The organism is Rubellimicrobium aerolatum (assembly GCF_017872975.1).
GTDB classification, from domain to species: domain Bacteria; phylum Pseudomonadota; class Alphaproteobacteria; order Rhodobacterales; family Rhodobacteraceae; genus Rubellimicrobium; species Rubellimicrobium aerolatum.
Map to the genome: position 1 here is coordinate 319345 of NZ_JAGGJP010000002.1, position 16265 is coordinate 335609.

Consider the following 16265-nt stretch of genomic DNA (forward strand, 5'->3'; position numbering starts at 1 on the left):
GGGGGGCACTTCGCGCAACACCCCGGACGGAGGTGGGCATAGGCGGACGTAGGGTGGGGTTTCACCTCACCAGGCCACAATCCCGCCCGGCGTTGCGGTCGCATGGTGGGTGAAACCCCACCCTACGCGGCGGGAGTCGTGGCGCGGAGATGGAGGCCGGGGTCGAACCGGCGCCGCCCCTCGTCGCGCCGTGGCCTTTCTTTGACTCCAAGTATCCCGGGGGGAGCGAAGCGGGGGGCAGAGCCCCCCTGCGACGGCAGCCCCGGCAAATAGCGGTCACGGGACCGGGAACTTGCGTCGCCCGGCCCGGTTGTCGTGGGCGGCCGATCCGGGCCGGGGCGCGCGGACAGGGGTGCGGATGAAACTGGTGGTCTTCGGGCTGGCCGTGAGCTCCTCCTGGGGGAACGGGCACGCGACGCTGTGGCGCGGGCTGATCGGCGCGCTGGCGCGGCAGGGGCACCGGGTCACCTTCTTCGAGCGCGACGTGCCGTGGTACGCCGAGACGCGCGACCTGACGGCCTTGCCCGAGGGGGCGGAGCTGGTGCTCTATCCCGACTGGGACTCCGTGACGGCGCGCGCGCAGGCCGAGGCGGCGGGGGCGGACGCGGTGATGGTCACGTCGTTCTGCCCGGACGGCCCGGCGGCCTCGCGGCTGGCCTGGGAGGCGTCGCCGGGGGTGACGGTCTTCTACGACATGGACACGCCCGTGACGCTGGCCCGGCTGGAGAGCGGCGAGGCGGTGGACTTCCTGCCGCCCGAGGGGCTGGGCAACTTCGACCTCGTGCTGAGCTACACCGGCGGCATGGCGCTGGACCTGCTGCGGAGCCGGCTGGGCGCGCGGCGGGTCGCGCCGCTTTACGGCCACGTCGATCCGAGGGTGCATCGGCCGGGGCGGCCGGATGCGGCGTTCCGGGGGGACCTGTCCTATCTGGGCACCTACGCCGCCGACCGGCAGGCGGCGCTGGAGGCGCTGTTCGTGGAGCCGGCGCGGGCGCGGCCGGAGCGGCGCTTCGTGCTGGCGGGGGCGGGCTATCCGCCGGACTTCCCATGGACGGACAACATCTTCTTCGTGAAGCACCTGCCGCCCGCCGATCATCCGGCCTTCTTCGCCTCGTCGCGGCTGACGCTGAACGTCACGCGGGGGGCGATGGCGGCGATGGGGTGGTGCCCGTCGGGGCGGCTCTTCGAGGCGGCGGCCTGCGGCGTGCCGGTGCTGAGCGACGTGTGGGAGGGGTTGGGGGAGTTCTTCGTGCCGGGGCAGGAGATCCTGACGGCGCGGACGACCGCCGACGCGGTGGCGGCGCTGGAGAGAGGGGACGCGGATCTGGCCCGCATCGGGCGGGCCGCGCGGGAGCGGGTGCTGGCCGAGCACAGCTCGGACGCGCGGGCGGCGGAGCTGGTGGCGCTTCTGGGCGGGTCCGCGCCGGAAGGGGCGAGGATCAGGGGGGAGAGCGTGTCATGTGGGGAATAATCCCGGCGGCCGGGAACGGGACGCGCATCCAGCCGCTGGCCTTCTCCAAGGAGCTCCTGCCGGTGGGCGGGCGGCTGTCGGGCGACGGGCGGGCGCGGCCCAAGGCGGTGAGCGAATACCTCGTGGACCGGATGGCGCTGGCGGGGGCGACGAAGGTGTGCTTCGTGATCTCGCCCAGCAAGGGCGACATCCTCAAGTACTACGGCGGGCATTGCGACGTGGCCGAGATCGCCTTCGTGGTGCAGCCGACGGCCTTGGGGCTCTGCGACGCGATCTTTCGTGCCCATGCGGTGATCCCCCATGACGAGCCGGTGCTGGTGGGGCTGCCCGACACGATCTGGTTCCCCGAGGATGCCTTGCGCGCCCTGCCCGACGACCGGCTGTCGTTCCTGCTGTTCCCCGTGGAGACGCCCGAGGTCTTCGACGCCGTGGTGACGGACGAGGCGGGCCGCGTGCTGGCCATCGACGTGAAGTCGCCCGAGGTGCGGTCCAACTGGATCTGGGGCGCGTTCAAGATGCCAGGGCACGTGTATCACGAATTGCGCGCCTTCTGGCAGGCGCGGCCCGAGCCCGACGAATACATCGGCACGCTGGTCAACGCCTGGCTCGCGCAGGGCGGCGAGGCGGTGGGGGTGCGGGCCGGGACGCTCTATGCCGACGTGGGGACGCTGGAGGGCTATCGGATGGCGATGGAGCTGCTGGGGCCGGGGATGGCGCAGGTCGCGCGCTAGGCCATGGACGGGCTGCCCGAACGGCTGGCGCGCGGGGAGCGGGTGCCCGAGCGGGTGGTGCTGGTCGTGGCGCATCCCGACGACGAGACGCTGGCGCTGGCGAGCCGGCTGCGGCTGTTCGACGACCTTTGCATCGTGCACCTGACGGACGGCGCGCCGCGCGACGGGGCCGACGCGGGGCGCGCGGGGGTGGCGGCTGTGGAGGACTATGCCCAGTTGCGCCGTCAGGAGCTGCGGGCCGCCATGGCGGCGCTGGGCTGCGGGGCCGACCTGCGCTGCTGCTGGCATCCAGACCAGGAGGCGATCCGGCATGGGGCGGCGATCCTGAAGGCGCTGGGACGCGAGCTTCGGGACGCGGCGGCGGTCGTCACGCACGCCTACGAGCATGGGCACCCGGACCACGACGCGGCGGCGCTCTGCGTGGCGCTGGCGCTGGGGGCGCTGCGGGCCGAAGGGCGGGCGGGGCCGGTGCATTATGAATTCCCGGGGTATCATCTGCGGGACGGGCGGGCCGTGTTCGGGCGGTTCTGGGAGGACGGGGGGTGTCCGGAGACGGTCCTGCCGCTGTCGGAGGAGGACCGGGCGCGGCGGCGGTTCGGGCTGTCGCGCTTCGCGAGCCAGGAGAAGTTTCTCTCGCAGGTGCCGGAGTGGGAGGAGCGGCTGCGGGTCGCGCCGTCCTATGACTTCCGCCGATCTGCGCCTCCGGGGGAGGCGTGGTACGGGCGGCTGGGCTGGGCAATGACGCCGGAGGTGTGGCGCGCGGAGGCGGATGCGCTGCTGGACCGCTTCGGGACATGAGGCTGACGGTCCTGAGCGTGGCCTATCCGCTCGCGCCCGTGACGGCCGATCCGGTGGGGGGCGCGGAGCAGGTGCTGGCGCGGCTCGACCGGGCGCTGGTCGCGGCGGGGCACCGGTCGCTGGTGATCGCGCCGGAGGGGTCGGAGGTGGCGGGGGAGTTGTGGCCTGTCCCCCCCGTGGCGGGGCCGATCGGGGAGGCGGAGGCCGGGCGGGTGCGGGCCGCCGTGCGGGACCGGATCGCCGAGGTGGTGGCGCGCGAGAGGGTGGACGTGATCCACCTGCACGGGATCGACTTCCCGACCTACCTGCCCGAGTCGGGGCCGCCGGTGCTGGTGACGCTGCATCTGCCGCTGGACTGGTATCCGCCCGAGGCGCTGTCGCCCTCGCGGCCCCGGACCTTCCTGCATCCGGTCTCGGCGGCGCAGGCGGCGACGGCCCCGCCGGGGGCGCGGATCGGGGCGCCCATCGCGAACGGGGTGGAGATCCCGGAGGTGCGGGTGCGGCGGCGGAGGTATGCCTTCGCCCTGGGGCGGATCTGCCCGGAGAAGGGGTTCGACGACGCGCTGGAGGCGGCTCGGCTGGCGCGGCGGCCCCTGCTGATGGCGGGGACGGTGTTCCCCTACCCCGATCACGAGCGGCATTTCCGCGAGGCGGTGGCGCCGCGCCTGTCGTGGCGGCGGCGCTGGGTCGGGGCGGTCGCAGGGGAGCGCAAGCAGGCGTTGCTGGCGGGGGCGGCCTGCCTGCTGGTGCCGTCGAAGGCGCGGGAGACCTCGTCCCTGGTCGCGATGGAGGCCTTGGCGGCGGGGACGCCGGTGATCGCCTATCCGAGCGGGGCGCTGGCCGACATCGTGGATGACGGGCGGACGGGGTTCCTTGTGGAGGGCGTCGAGGGGCTGGCGCGGGCGATGCGGGAGGTGGGGCGGATCGACCCGGAGACCTGCCGGGCCGTGGCGCGGGAGCGGTTCTCGGCGGAGGCGATGGTGGGGCGCTACCTCGAACGCTACGCGGAGCTGGCGGGGTGAGCGGCGCGATCCCGCCAAAGCGCGGCGGGCCTTGGAACCTCACGGGCGCGCGAGCGTTTGTAGCCGAAGGAATGTAGAAGCCGCCTCGGGGGTAGTCCGATCAACGTCCAGCTTTATCTGATCCGCCATGCGGCGCACGCGGATTTCGGGCGCAGGCTCACCGGCCGGGCACCGGGCGTTCCCCTGACGCCCGAGGGCGAGCGGCAGGCGGAGGCGTTGGGGCGGAGGCTCGCGCCCGAGGGGCTGGACGCGATCCAGACCAGCCCGCGCGAGCGCGCCCGCGCCACAGCCGAGGCCGTCGCGCGCCACAGCGGCGCTCCGGTTACGGTGGTCGAGGCGCTGGACGAGGTGGATTTCGGTGACTGGACGGGGACGGCGTTCGCGGACCTGGACGGCCCGGCCTGGGACGACTGGAACGCCCGCCGCGCGACCGCCCGCGTTCCCGGTGGCGAGAGCATGGGCGAGGCCGCCGACCGCATCGCCCGGCACGTCGATGGACTGGCGGCGCGCGGGGGCCAGCGGATCGCGCTGGTGAGCCATTGCGACATGATCCGCGCGCTTGTGGCCCGCGTGCTGGGGCTTTCGCTCGACAACCTGCTGCGGTTCGAGATCGGGCCGGCCTCGGTCAGCCGGCTGGAGGCCGGGCCCTGGGGCGCGCGGGTGCTTTCCCTCAACGAAACCTTTGGGACGACGGCATGAAGGACGTATCCGATCCGGGCGAGGACGACCTCGCGCGCCGCATCGAGGCCCTGGGGCCCTGGTTCCACAACCTGCGGCTCGGGGGCATCGAGACGGCGCCGGGGCACTTCCTGGGCGACTTTCCCCGGACCAAGTTCGAGCGCTTCGACCATGCGGTGCCCGCCGACCTGTCGGGGAAGTCGGTGCTGGATATCGGCTGCAACGCCGGGTTCTACAGCCTGGAGATGAAGCGGCGCGGGGCGGCGCGGGTGCTCGGGATCGACCACGACGAGCATTACCTTCGGCAGGCGCGGCTGGCCGCCGAGGTCGAGGGAATGGACATCGAGTTCCGGCGACTGGAGGTCTACGACGTGGGGGCCTTGGGCGAGAGCTTCGACGTCGTGATCTTCATGGGGGTGCTGTATCACCTGCGGCACCCGCTGCTCGCGCTGGACCTGATCCGCGAGCACGTCGCGGGCGACCTCCTGATCTTCCAGTCGCTGCTGCGGGGGACGGAGGAGGTGCTGGAGGTGCCGGAGGAGATGCCGTTCTCGGAGGAGGCGGTGTTCGAGAGGGTGGGCTATCCGGCGCTCTACTTCATCGAGAAGTCGTATTCCGAGGACTGGACCAACTGGTGGGCCCCGAACCGCGCCGGCGTCGAGGCGATGCTGCGGGCGGCGGGGTTCGCCATCGAGACCCGCGCGAGCGAGGACGTCTATATCTGCCGCCGCGCGGAGGTGCCCTATTCGCAATGGGGCGCGGGCGCGGCCTATCCGGCCAGGGGAGCCGCGCGATGATCGATTCCGTGATGTTCTGGAACGAGCCCAACAACAAGTCGCACTGGGACCCGGAGATCGACCCGGACTGGTCGCAGTTCTCGCGCATGGTGAACCTCGCCGGGCGGGCGGTGGCCGACGTGAATCCGGGGATGACGCGGGTGCTGGGGGGGATCTCGCCCATCGATCCCAACTACATCCTGCGGCTGAAGGAACAGGGGGTGCTGGACCACGTGGACGTGCTGGCGGTGCATGGCTTCCCGCTCGACTGGAACCTGTGGCAGATCGGGGAATGGCCCGCCAAGGTCGCGGAGATCGAGGCGGTGGCCCCCGGTCATCCGGTCTGGGTGAGCGAGGTGGGCGTCGGGTCCTTCGGGGCCGAGGAGGTGCAGGAGTTCGGCGTCCGGCGAACGGCCGAGCTGCTGGTCGGACGGGTGCCGCGCGTCTACTGGTATTCGCTGTTCGACCTGCCGCGTCAGTGGGAGGCCACGACGCGGCACCGGGAGGCCGAGGGGTCGAGCTACTACCGGCATTTCTACATGGGCCTGATCCGCGAGGACGGCACGCCCAAGCCGGGGCTGGCGGCCTACGCGCCCCATGCGGACCGGATGGGGCTCATGCAGTGGTTCCATTTCGAGGACCCGCGCCTGCCGCTGGCGGTGGACTGGCTGAAGCGGCTGGGGGTGCGGCACCTGCGGACGGGGCTGAGCTGGGCGGACAGCTTCCGGCCGAACGCGCTGGACTGGTTCGACCGGCAGATGGAGGCGTTGCAGGATTTCGACGTGATGGTGACCTTCTGCTTCACGCCCGAGCACCTGGGCGTGCAGCCGCACCACACGAGCCCGCCGCGCGAGCCGCAGCAGTTCGCCGACTTCTGCGCCGCCATGGTCGAACGCTACGCGCCCGCGATGCCCGCGCGCGCCACCGCAGGGAGGGGATGATGCCCGACGGACACCTGGCCCCGAAGGGGATCAACGTCGCCATCGTCGGCGTGGGCAACTGCGCGAGTTCGCTCGTGCAGGGGATCGCGCTGTATCGCGACCACGACCGGAACGAGCATACGGGGCTGATGCACTGGGACCTGGGCGGCTACCGGCCCGGCGACATCCGGGTGGTGGCGGCCTGGGACATCGACCGGCGCAAGGTCGGGCAGGACGTGGGCCGCGCGATCTTCGAGAAGCCGAACTGCACGCTCACCTTCTGCGCGGACGTGCCCGAGACGGGGGCGAAGGTGCGGATGGGGAAGGTGCTGGACGGCTTCGCGCCGCACATGGCGGACCAGCCGGAGAACCGGACGTTCCTGAAGGCCGACCTGCCGGAGCCCGACCGCGACGAGGTGGTGCGGGTGCTGCGCGAGACGGGGACGCACGTCCTGATGAACTACCTGCCGGTGGGGAGCCAGAAGGCGACGGAGTTCTACGCGGAATGCGCGCTGGAGGCGGGCGTCGCCTTCGTCAACAACATCCCCGTGTTCATCGCGAGCGACGAGGCTTGGGCGCGGCGGTTCCGCGAGGCGGGCGTGCCGATCATCGGGGACGACATCAAGGCGCAGGTGGGCGCGACCATCGTCCACCGGGTGCTGACCGACCTCTTCGCCAAGCGGGGGGTGCGGCTGGACCGGACGTATCAGCTCAACACCGGGGGGAACACCGATTTCCTGAATATGTGGGCGCGGGACCGGGTGGCGTCGAAGAAGATCTCGAAGACCGAGGCGGTGCAGGCGGTGGCGGGCGAGCGGCTCGACTGGGAGAACATCCATGTCGGGCCGTCGGACTACGTGCCGTGGCAGAACGACAACAAGGTGGCGTTCATCCGGCTGGAAGGGACGATGTTCGGCGGCGTGCCGATGCACATGGAGCTGCGGCTGTCGGTCGAGGACAGCCCCAACAGCGCGGGCGTCGCCATCGACCTGATCCGCTGCGCCAAGGTGGCGCGCGACCGGGGGCTCTCGGGGCCCATCGAGGCGCCGGCGGCGTTCTTCTGCAAGCATCCGCCCCGGCAGCTGCGGGACGACGTGGCCTATCAGGCGGTCGAGGACTTCATCCGCGAAGGGTGACGCCGGGCGGGCCGCGAGGGTCCGTCCGGCGCCGGGAGGGCTGGGCGTCAGGCCGCCAGCTCGGCGGCGGCGTAGGTGGTGACGAAGCCCGCGTCGTCCGTGTCCGTCGCGTCCGCGAGGGAGCTGCCGTCGTCGTCCAGCGAGGCCGCGGCGAGGGCGTAGTCGCTGTCGTCCTCCATGGCCGAGGTCACGGTGACGGAGGCGGTGGTCGCCTTGAGCACCTTGGTCGCCGGCTTGGCCGCGAACTCCACCTCCTGCGAGAGCTCGAAGGCCGAGAGGTCGCCGTTGAAGTTCGTCCGGCTGAAGGGGTTGCCGAAGACGAGGTCATGCGTCCCGAAGCCCTTGCTGCCGCCGATGACGCCGGTCATCGCCGTCTCGCCGGCCAAGCCCCCGTCCACCCAGATCTGCAGCTTGCCGCTGTCGAGCTGGACGACCACGTCATGGGGCTGGTTGGCGACCGCGTTGAGCCCGGCGCCCTTGGTCGTCAGCCAGACCGGCGTCGTGCCGTCCCGGAACACCTGGAACGTCAGCTCTCCCGACGAGGTGACGGAGGCCATGAAGCTGCCATGGAGGCGGACGACCTCGCCCGAGGCGCCGGCCTTGTCGGCGTCGAGAGTCATGGCCAACGTCATCTTGTCGCTGCCGATGATGTCGAGCAGGTGGCTGCGGTCCACAGTCGCAGCGACGCCGGTCGCGCCGAGCTGGAGCCCGTCGGCGCTCATCTTGGCCAGGGCGCCGAGGCCGGTGGCGACGCCGCCGTCGTAGACGGTGAGTTGGCCGTCGTCGAGGGTCACGACCTCGGAGGACTCGATGGCGCAGGCGGCGGTCTCGGTCGCCTTCTCGCCGGTGGGCAGCTTGACGGACAGGGTGACGTCGAACTCGCCAGCCTTGGCGTAGCTGTGCTGGACCGTCACGCCGGTCGCCTTGGTGCCGTCCCCGAAGGTCCAGACGAAGGTGCTCCCGGCGGGCAGAGCGGCGCCCTTGAAGGTGGACTGGCTCGCGTCGAAGACGCGCGTCGTCGCGTTCACGTCGTCCATGTCGAAGGTCACGAGCAGGCCGTCGGTGATGCCCTGGGTGAGCTTGGAGCCCGCGTTGGCCAGGTCGATCGCGCCGCCCTTGACGGCCACGTAGTCGTTCACGCCGTCGGCGCCGTCCAGGGACGAGCCGGTGAACACATCGTCGTAGAAGTTCGGATCGAACTTGTACTGGTCCTGGACGAGCACGTTGTTGCCGACCGTCCAGCCCGCCTTGGCGGTCGGGACCACGGCGGCGACGTTCTGCGTGACCACGACGCCGGTCGAGCGGGCCGAAACGGCGATCTTGGGGATCTCGACGCCGCTGTCGGCGGCGTCGGGCCGGTCGCCATCGGCGTGCAGCACCGAGTTGTTGCGGATGGTGAGGCCCGCCGTCTCGCCGACCATGATGCCGTGGACATGGCCGTTGGTGATCGTGTTGTTCTCGATCAGGACGTTCTGGTAAAACATCTCCGTCCCGGCGCGGCCGAGATCGACCTCCTCGTTCCGCATGAAGATGGATTGGGTGAAGGACCCTTCTCCGATGTCGAGCACGTTGTCGCGGATGACGATGTCCGTCGAGGGCTGGGTCGTGCCCATCGTCCAGAACTGGATCATGTCGCGGTGGTCGCCCGAGGCGTAGGACGCCCGGAAGTCGTGGATGTAGTTTCCCTCGATCAGGACATCCTGGACGTCGGCGAAGTTCATCCCGTCCATGCGGATGTCGTGGATATCGTTGTCACGGATCACGAGGCCCTGGTTATCTGAGAAGACCATCCCACGAAAGAAGCTCGACACCTCACAATTCTCGATCAGCACGTCGCTGCTGTTCCGCACCGACAGGCCGACCGCAGTCGCATAGCCATTGTCGTTCGCCGTGAGGCCGGATGCCAAGTCGCCGTCGAAGGTCGAATTGCGGATCGTCAGATCCGTGCAGCTCGTGAATTGGAAGGGACGGGTCTGAAGGGTGTCGCCGGCCTTGAATTCGTAATCGAAGTTGATCCCGTCGAGGACCAGGTGGCTCGCCTTGCCGATCTGCACCGACGAGAAGGTGGCCGGATTCGCGGGATCGGCCGATTTGATCGTCACGTCGGACGGGAATTTGAAATTGAACTTCGTCTGCACGTTCAATGCCAGATTGCCGTAATCGCCACCCGCCAGGAGGATCGTTTCACCCCCCTTGCAGCTCGCCAGGGCGGTATAGAGTTGCGCCAGATTGGAAGCAGTCAGATTCGCCATCGTTCCCTCGGCTCTTCATTTTCTGTTATGGTTAACCCTGATCCACTTATCCCGGGCGATAGTGGCGAAAGCACGCCGCAGCCGGAGCAGGACCAAGACTTCTGTAAGGACACTCGGACAGGGATGGCCTTGAAACGGCCACCAGGGCGGGATGGCCGCACACGCCAACCCCCTCGACGGGGCAGCGTCACCATGTCCGCTGCGCTTGGTCCAGCGCCGCGATGCGGCAGGGCCGGTGGCCGGCTGACTTCCGCGCCCGGAGCCGTTGGGGATCGGCCGGTTCTCGCGCAGGGATGGCTGCGGGGGACGGGGAGGCGAGACGACGACGCCCCCGCCCGGAGGGACGGCGGCGCGCGGGGCCGTCGTGTCGGGCCGGTCAGGACTCGCGGAAGGCGCGGTGCAGGTGGCTGCTCACCGGATGGAGCAGGTAGTCGAGCACGGAGCGCTGGCCGGTGCGGAGGAAGGCCTCGACCGGCATCCCGGGCAGCAGCGTCACGTCCGGGCCGAGCCGGGCGATCTCCTCGGGGCCGACGGACAGGGTGACGCGGTAGAAGCTGCGCCCGCTGGCTGGGTCCGTCACCGCCGCCGCCGGCACCAGCGCCACCCTGGCCTTGAGGTGCGGCGTGCGCGCCGGGTCGAGGGGGGCGACCACCACCTCGGCGTCCTGGCCGGGATGGACCTGATCGATGGCGGCGGGATCGACCTGGAGCTCGAAGTCGAGCCCGCGCCCGAGCGGCATCACCTGGAGGAGCGTGTCGCCCGACCGCACGACGCCGCCCACGGTGGCGACCGCCATCTCGTGGACGATGCCGTCCGTGGGGCTGCGGACGACCGTGCGCTCCAGCTCGGCCGAGCGGGTGACGATCTCGAGCACCAGCTCATCCACCTTGGCCGAGACCTCGCCGAGGTCGCTCGCGATCGATTCGCGGAACTCGCGCTCGTCCTGGAGGGTGGCGAGGCGGGCGTCCTCGATGCCGATGCGGGTGCTGGCCACGTCGGCCTCAAGGCTCTCGATCTCGCCCTGGAGGCTGGCGGCGGTGCGGCTGGCCTCGTTGACCTCTCGGCCGGCGACGAGGTTGCGCGCGTCGAGCTCGCGCAGGTTGGCGAGGTCCAGCTCCAGAAGCTCGGCCTGGCTGCGCCGCGCGGCGATCTGGGCCTGGAGGCCGACGATGCGGGATTCGGCCTGACGGATCGTCTCGGCGAGCTGGGCGCGGGCGCCGGCGCGGACCTCGGCGCGGGCGTCGAAGATCTGGCGCTGCGCCTCCTCCTGGGCCGAGGTGTCGGGGCGGTCGAAGGGCAGGTCGGGGTAGCGGAAGTCGGGCTCGGCGAGGCCCCGCTGCTCGGATTCGAGGCGGGCCTCGAGCGCGAGCGCGTCGGCGAGGCGGACCCGGGCGATGCCGAGGTTGGTCTCGACCAGGGTGCGGTCGAGCCGCAGGAGGACCTGCCCCGCCGTCACGGCGTCGCCGTCGCGGACCTCGATGGCGCGGACGATCCCGCCGTCGAGCGAGGCCACGATCTGCGGCTTGCCGGCGGCGGTGATCTGGCCGGTGCTGACCACGGCCCCGTCGATGTCGGTGAAGGTCGCCCAGCCGCCGCCCACGCCGAGCAGCAGCACCAGCGCCGCGACGCCGAGCCGGGTCGTGCGCCGGAGATCGACGGCCGGGGTCGCCTGGGGGATGGTGATGGCGGTCATGACAGCCTCGCCTTGGACGTGGAGGTGGAGGTGCGGGCCGCCATGCGGGCGCGGTGGGCGGCCCGCTGCTCGGCCAGCCGGCGCATCGCCTGGGCGACGCCGGGCGGCACGGACAGGGCGCTCTCGTCCGGGAGAGCGGGATCGGCGGGCGCGGTCCTCGCGGCGGCGTCGTCCGCGAGGGTCCCGGGCACGGGAATCACGGTGGCGTCGAGCGGCTCGGGCGCGGCGTCCCGCGCGACGGCGGCCGGGCGGACGACGGTGAGGGGCGGAAGGTGCGGGTCGGTCGCCTGACCCTCGGCCAGGGGGCCGAACCGCTCCACCTGGCCGTCGCGCAGGACCAGGATCCTGTTGAGGGCGGCCAGGGCGGCGGGGCGGTGGGTGACGACGATCACGGTGGACCCGGCCTGCCGCAGGCGGAGGATGACGCGGGCCAGCGCCTCGTCGCCGGCGGCGTCGAGATGGGCGTTGGGCTCGTCGAGGATGACGAGCCGGGGCATCCCGCAGATGGCGCGGGCGAGTCCCAGGCGCTGCATCTGCCCGCCCGAGAGCGCCGCGCCGGCCGCGCCGCCGACCTCGGTCGCGTAGCCGTGCGGCAGCGCCAGGAGCATGTCGTGGATGCCGACCATCCAGGCGGCCTCGATCACGGTCTTGTCGGTGATGGCGGGGTCGAAGCGGGCGATCACGTCGCGCGCCGAGCCTGGCAGGAGGTCCGGCATCTGCGGCAGGTAGCCCACGTGACGGCCCAGGCGGCCGGGCTCCCACTGGTCGAGCGTCGCGCCGTCGAGCCGCACCTCGCCGGCATCGGGCGCGACGATGCCCAAGAGGGCGCGGACCAGGGTGGACTTGCCGCTGCCCGAGGCGCCGACGATGGCGAGGCCGTCGCCGGGCTCGAGCGCGAAGGTGACGCCGTCGAGGAGGGGGCGACGCTCGCCCTGGCCGGGAACCTGCGGGGCGGCCTTGGTCAGGGCGCGGACCTCGAGCCGGCCCTCGGGCTCGGGCAGGTGCACGATGCCGGGGGAGGAGGGCGCCTCGGCGAAGACCTTCTCGAGAGCGCGGCGGGCCAGCGCGGCGCGGCGGATGGCCCGCCATCCGCCGATGATCTGGTCCACGGGCGCCAGCGCGCGCCCCGACAGGATGGAGGAGGCGATGATCATGCCGCCCGAGATGTCGCCCTGGATGACGAGCCAGGCGCCCGCCGACAGGATCGCGGACTGGAGCAGCATCCGGAAGGCGCGGCTGGTGGCGGCCAGGATCTCGGCCGGGTGGCCCGAGGTCTGCCCCGCCGCCAGCGCGGCGTTGCGGAAGGCCTGCCAGCGGGCGACCACGGCCTCCTGCATCCGCATCCCGGCGATGGCCTCGGCCCCACGGCGGGACCGTTCGACCAGTTCACGCTCGGCGGCCTCGCGGGAGAGGGTCTGGCCGATCGACTTGCTGGTGACGAGGTGGTTCGCCAGCGCCAGGACCGCCGTGACCGCCGCGCCGCCGACGGTGAGCCAGCCCAGGACCGGGTGCACGAGGAAGAGCACGCCGAGATAGAGCGGCACCAGCGGCGCATCGAAGAGCGCGGTCACCGCGCCGCCCGACAGGAAGCCGCGCAGCGTCTCGAGGTTGGCGAGGGGCTGGGGCGCGGCCTCGGCGGCGCCCCGGGTCGAGGGCAGGCCGCCGCGCAGCACGTGCGCGAAGGAGCCGGCCCCCAGCGCCTGGTCGAGCCGCACCGCCGCGAGGCCCAGCATCCGTGCCCGAAGGAAGTCGAAGAAGCCCAGGAAGGCGTAGAGCACCACGACGATGCCGAAGAGGGCGAGAAGGGTGTCCACCGAGCGGCTGGACAGCACGCGGTCGTAGACCTGGAGCATGTAGATGGAGCCGGTCAGCATCAGCACGTTGATGACGATGCTGAAGCCGAAGATCACCGCAAAGGCGCGGCGCAGGGCACGGATCGCCCGATTGAATACGGCGCGGGGCTCTGCCTCGGGGCCCGTGACCCTGGGCGCTGGTCGCGCGGATGGGATCGGCCCGAGCGGGCCGGGACCGGCAATCGTCATGCTCATCGCTGTGCCCTCGCAGGTGTGCGGCCGGCCTATTCTTCCGGCTTGGGCAACGGTTCGCCCCGAACTGGGCCATTTTCAAGGCGATACGGGGACAATGCTGCGGATGCGTCGAATGCCGCCGATTGGGGAGCGCCGGTCCGCCGACCGCGCCCCCTGCCCCGCCCGTCGGCTAGGCGAGGTCGCGGCCGAAGGCCAGGCGACGCGCCTCGGGCGCGAGCCGGGCCGCGACCGAGGCGGGCGGCCGGAGGTTGAACGACCCGGCCAGGATGGCCCAGGCCTCGGCGCGATACCCCTTGGCGGCGATCTGGCCGGCCTTGGCCAGGGAGAAGGCCAGCCCCGTCGGGACCGACCCGGGGAAGAACCGCTTGAGGAACAGGATCCGGCCCCGGTGCTTGAAGTAGAGCGAGAAGGGCGAGGCCGGGCGGCCGATGGTTGGGGAGCCGATGGCCGTGCCGGCGCGGTGGTAGACCAGGCCCTCGGCGCAATAGGCCAGGGGCAGGCGTCCGCGGCGGAGCGCCCAGTCCACCTCCTCGTAGTAGAGGAAGTAGTCCTCGCGCATGGGGCCCACGGCCTCGTAGAACTCGCGCGAGACGACCATGCTGGCGCCGGTGATGAAGTCGAGCCTGCCGGGATCGGGGGGCGGCGTGTCGCGATGGGACTGGAACAGGCCGGAGTTGTCCGTCACGCCGGTCCGCCGGTTGACGAGGCCGCCGTCGATCTGGATCACGTCCGGCTTGTCGAGATAGAGCACCCGCCCCCCCAGGAGGCCGAAGCCGCCGGGCGTGGTGGCAAAGGCTCGGGGGCTGTCGGGCGGCACGGCGCTGTCGGGGTTGAGCACCCAGAAGCGGCCGAGATCCCGGTTCCGCGCCAGATGGGCGAGGCCCCGGTTGACGCCCGCCGCGAAACCGCCGTTCACGCCGGTCTCGATCAGGGTGATGGCGTGGCCCTCGGCCGGGAGCGGATCGCCCTCGGCAAGGAGCGGCAGGGGCTTGGGTGCGGCGGCCAGGGGGAACGGGATGTCGCCGGGCGCCTCGTAGGGCGTCGCGCCGGCGGCCCAGGCGCGGATCAGCGCCGGCGTGCCGTCGGTCGAGGCGTTGTCGACGACCGTGATGGCGAGGCGGACGCCGCGCGAGGCGAGCAGGCTTTCCAAGCAGTCGAAGATCACGTCCGCCGAGTTGAACGTGACCAGGACGACGCCGAGTTGGGGCAGGGTCATGAGGCTTTGTGCGGTCTCTGGAGGGTGGGCGGCCGTTCGTCCGGCCGTTCGCCGGACCGGGCGGAGCCAGGCCGGGCTGCGAGGGGGAAGCGGCTGTGGCGCGGCCCGGGGCGAGGCCCCTGGGTCGGCGCGATGGCGGGGGCGTCCTGCCGGGCCCGGCCCTGCCGCAGCCCCGGAGGCGGCGGCGCCGCGCCCTCGCCCGCCTCCCCGGTGCGGGGCTCGGCGGTGATCAGCCACATGCCGGCCCCGAACATGAACATCGCGAAGGAGTAGATGTTGGTCCAGACATGGACGGTGCAGAGCGTGAAGCTCAGGCCCAGGAAGGTGAAGACCCAGGCCCGCCGGATCAGGGTCAGCCGCTCGTCCCCCTCAAGGTTCCGCCGCATGACCATGGCCACGCCATAGGCCCAGCCCACGGCCAGCATCAGGAAGCCCGGGATGCCGTAGCGCACCGCCATGACGAGCCAGAAGTTGTCCATGCTCCCCGAGAACATGTACCAGGGCCGCTCCCAGTCGTTGAGACCGATGCCGACCCAGGGGTTCGCCCAGACGTTCTTCATGCCCCATTCGAAGATGATGCCACGCCAGTAGGCGTTGTGCGCCGAGAAGGTCGCGTAGCTCATGAAGACGCGGATCGGGCTCCGGGTCGAGGTCACGTCGATCACGACATAGGCCAGGGCGAAGAGGCCCACGAGGATCCACCAGCGCTGCCTCACGCTCTGCAGAAGCGTGGACCAGATGATCAGGGCGAACTGGAGCACCATGGCAAGGAGCGCCCCGCTGGACAGGGCAAGGAAGCCCGACAGGGCGACCAACGTGCTGCGGAGGAGCCGCCAGGCGGTGGAGCCCAGGCCCTGGAGCGCCACGAAGGACAGCGAGAAGGCCACCGAGCAGAACAGCCCGTAGTGGATGGGATGGGCGAATACCGCCTGCACCCGCTCCAAGCCCATCCGCTTGTCGGCGTTGACCATCTCTACGGTGACGACGCCGGGGATCCTCCGGATGAACTCGATCAGGAGGGGACGCCCCGTCCTCGCCTCGAATATGTCGAAGGGCAGCGTCAGCAGGACGATCGCGCAGAGCCATCGGCACAAGGCGATGAAGGCCTCGGGCGTACGGATGTAGGCCCGGCCGATCAGGTAGCCGCCCAGGAACTCCACCCCGACGGAGCCGACCTGCTGGACGAACTTGTCCGGGTTGTTGACGTGGAGCGCGAGGGCAGCCCAGCAGATGTGGCCGAGGAACAGGTAGTCGGTGATGAACAGCTTCCCGAAGCGCTTGCTGAACAGCATCACGGTCAGCGGGATCACCATCACCATGAGGAAGCCCCGCAGCGTGGTGACCACCAGGGGCCCGGCGTTAAGGCCGATGGGGATCACCACGCAGAGGAGGTAGATCTTCGCCGCCCAGGGCAGGCGCGCGCCCTTCAGCGTGAATTCATTCCGCAAGGCGTCCGCCAGTCCGGCGGCGGGGCCGGCCGGGCGGCCGGGAAGGGTGTCGATCGCTGCCAAGGCTTCAGGCTTC

Annotated in this window: 13 protein-coding genes; 8 read left to right on the forward strand and 5 right to left on the reverse strand. The window is 71.3% G+C overall.

Translation table 11 applies throughout. The features are described 5' to 3' along the window. Positions 1–358 precede the first annotated feature (358 nt). The 8 genes from J2Z33_RS03725 to J2Z33_RS03760 all read left to right on the forward strand — a co-directional run bounded on the left by J2Z33_RS03725 (position 359) and on the right by J2Z33_RS03760 (position 7532). The gene (locus J2Z33_RS03725; RefSeq protein ID WP_245218518.1) at positions 359–1471 is read left to right on the forward strand and encodes a CgeB family protein; all 1113 of its coding nucleotides are present in this window, start codon (positions 359–361) and stop codon (positions 1469–1471) included. Beyond that, complete coding sequence (locus J2Z33_RS03730) at positions 1459–2202, forward strand: sugar phosphate nucleotidyltransferase (RefSeq protein ID WP_209838003.1); 744 nt, start codon at positions 1459–1461, stop codon at positions 2200–2202. Before J2Z33_RS03725 ends, J2Z33_RS03730 begins: the two co-directional genes overlap by 13 nt. Positions 2203–2205: 3 nt before the next feature. Then, complete coding sequence (locus J2Z33_RS03735; RefSeq protein ID WP_209838005.1) at positions 2206–3000, forward strand: PIG-L deacetylase family protein; 795 nt, start codon at positions 2206–2208, stop codon at positions 2998–3000. Next, positions 2997–4022: a glycosyltransferase gene (locus tag J2Z33_RS03740; RefSeq protein WP_209838007.1), complete on the forward strand. Its 1026-nt coding sequence runs from the start codon at positions 2997–2999 to the stop codon at positions 4020–4022. Before J2Z33_RS03735 ends, J2Z33_RS03740 begins: the two co-directional genes overlap by 4 nt. 120 nt (positions 4023–4142) lie before the next feature. Further along, positions 4143–4721, forward strand: coding sequence for a histidine phosphatase family protein (locus J2Z33_RS03745; protein WP_342454126.1), 579 nt, complete (start codon positions 4143–4145; stop codon positions 4719–4721). Beyond that, positions 4718–5497 carry a TIGR04290 family methyltransferase gene (locus tag J2Z33_RS03750; protein WP_209838009.1) on the forward strand — a complete coding sequence of 260 codons (780 nt, stop codon included), beginning with the start codon at positions 4718–4720 and terminating at the stop codon, positions 5495–5497. The genes J2Z33_RS03745 and J2Z33_RS03750 overlap by 4 nt, the downstream gene beginning before the upstream one ends. Then, on the forward strand, positions 5494–6417 hold the full coding sequence (locus J2Z33_RS03755) for a glycoside hydrolase 5 family protein (RefSeq protein ID WP_209838012.1): 924 nt from the start codon (positions 5494–5496) through the stop codon (positions 6415–6417). Before J2Z33_RS03750 ends, J2Z33_RS03755 begins: the two co-directional genes overlap by 4 nt. Next, the gene (locus J2Z33_RS03760; RefSeq protein WP_209838014.1) at positions 6417–7532 is read left to right on the forward strand and encodes an inositol-3-phosphate synthase; all 1116 of its coding nucleotides are present in this window, start codon (positions 6417–6419) and stop codon (positions 7530–7532) included. The genes J2Z33_RS03755 and J2Z33_RS03760 overlap by 1 nt, the downstream gene beginning before the upstream one ends. 47 nt (positions 7533–7579) lie before the next feature. On the opposite strand, the gene J2Z33_RS03765 is transcribed toward J2Z33_RS03760, so the two are convergent. The 5 genes from J2Z33_RS03765 to J2Z33_RS03785 all read right to left on the reverse strand — a co-directional run bounded on the left by J2Z33_RS03765 (position 7580) and on the right by J2Z33_RS03785 (position 16252). Then, positions 7580–9784: a right-handed parallel beta-helix repeat-containing protein gene (locus tag J2Z33_RS03765; protein WP_209838016.1), complete on the reverse strand. Its 2205-nt coding sequence runs from the start codon at positions 9782–9784 to the stop codon at positions 7580–7582. A 376-nt stretch (positions 9785–10160) separates the two neighbouring features. Beyond that, positions 10161–11477: an HlyD family type I secretion periplasmic adaptor subunit gene (locus tag J2Z33_RS03770; protein WP_209838018.1), complete on the reverse strand. Its 1317-nt coding sequence runs from the start codon at positions 11475–11477 to the stop codon at positions 10161–10163. Continuing rightward, positions 11474–13525 carry a type I secretion system permease/ATPase gene (locus J2Z33_RS03775; RefSeq protein WP_209838019.1) on the reverse strand — a complete coding sequence of 684 codons (2052 nt, stop codon included), beginning with the start codon at positions 13523–13525 and terminating at the stop codon, positions 11474–11476. Before J2Z33_RS03775 ends, J2Z33_RS03770 begins: the two co-directional genes overlap by 4 nt. 169 nt (positions 13526–13694) lie before the next feature. Beyond that, entirely contained in the window at positions 13695–14741 is a 1047-nt protein-coding gene (locus tag J2Z33_RS03780) for a glycosyltransferase family 2 protein (protein ID WP_209838021.1), read from the reverse strand. Continuing rightward, entirely contained in the window at positions 14738–16252 is a 1515-nt protein-coding gene (locus J2Z33_RS03785) for an O-antigen ligase family protein (RefSeq protein WP_209838023.1), read from the reverse strand. The genes J2Z33_RS03780 and J2Z33_RS03785 overlap by 4 nt, the downstream gene beginning before the upstream one ends. Between the last annotated feature and the right edge of the window lie 13 nt (positions 16253–16265).

Coding starts and splice junctions, on each gene's coding strand:
- J2Z33_RS03725 (WP_245218518.1), top strand. CDS start 359: ATGAAACTGGTGGTCTTCGGGCTGGCCGTGAGCTCCTCCTGGGGGAAC.
- J2Z33_RS03730 (WP_209838003.1), top strand. CDS start 1,459: ATGTGGGGAATAATCCCGGCGGCCGGGAACGGGACGCGCATCCAGCCG.
- J2Z33_RS03735 (WP_209838005.1), top strand. CDS start 2,206: ATGGACGGGCTGCCCGAACGGCTGGCGCGCGGGGAGCGGGTGCCCGAG.
- J2Z33_RS03740 (WP_209838007.1), top strand. CDS start 2,997: ATGAGGCTGACGGTCCTGAGCGTGGCCTATCCGCTCGCGCCCGTGACG.
- J2Z33_RS03750 (WP_209838009.1), top strand. CDS start 4,718: ATGAAGGACGTATCCGATCCGGGCGAGGACGACCTCGCGCGCCGCATC.
- J2Z33_RS03755 (WP_209838012.1), top strand. CDS start 5,494: ATGATCGATTCCGTGATGTTCTGGAACGAGCCCAACAACAAGTCGCAC.
- J2Z33_RS03760 (WP_209838014.1), top strand. CDS start 6,417: ATGCCCGACGGACACCTGGCCCCGAAGGGGATCAACGTCGCCATCGTC.
- J2Z33_RS03765 (WP_209838016.1), bottom strand. CDS start 9,784: ATGGCGAATCTGACTGCTTCCAATCTGGCGCAACTCTATACCGCCCTG.
- J2Z33_RS03770 (WP_209838018.1), bottom strand. CDS start 11,477: ATGACCGCCATCACCATCCCCCAGGCGACCCCGGCCGTCGATCTCCGG.
- J2Z33_RS03775 (WP_209838019.1), bottom strand. CDS start 13,525: ATGAGCATGACGATTGCCGGTCCCGGCCCGCTCGGGCCGATCCCATCC.
- J2Z33_RS03780 (WP_209838021.1), bottom strand. CDS start 14,741: ATGACCCTGCCCCAACTCGGCGTCGTCCTGGTCACGTTCAACTCGGCG.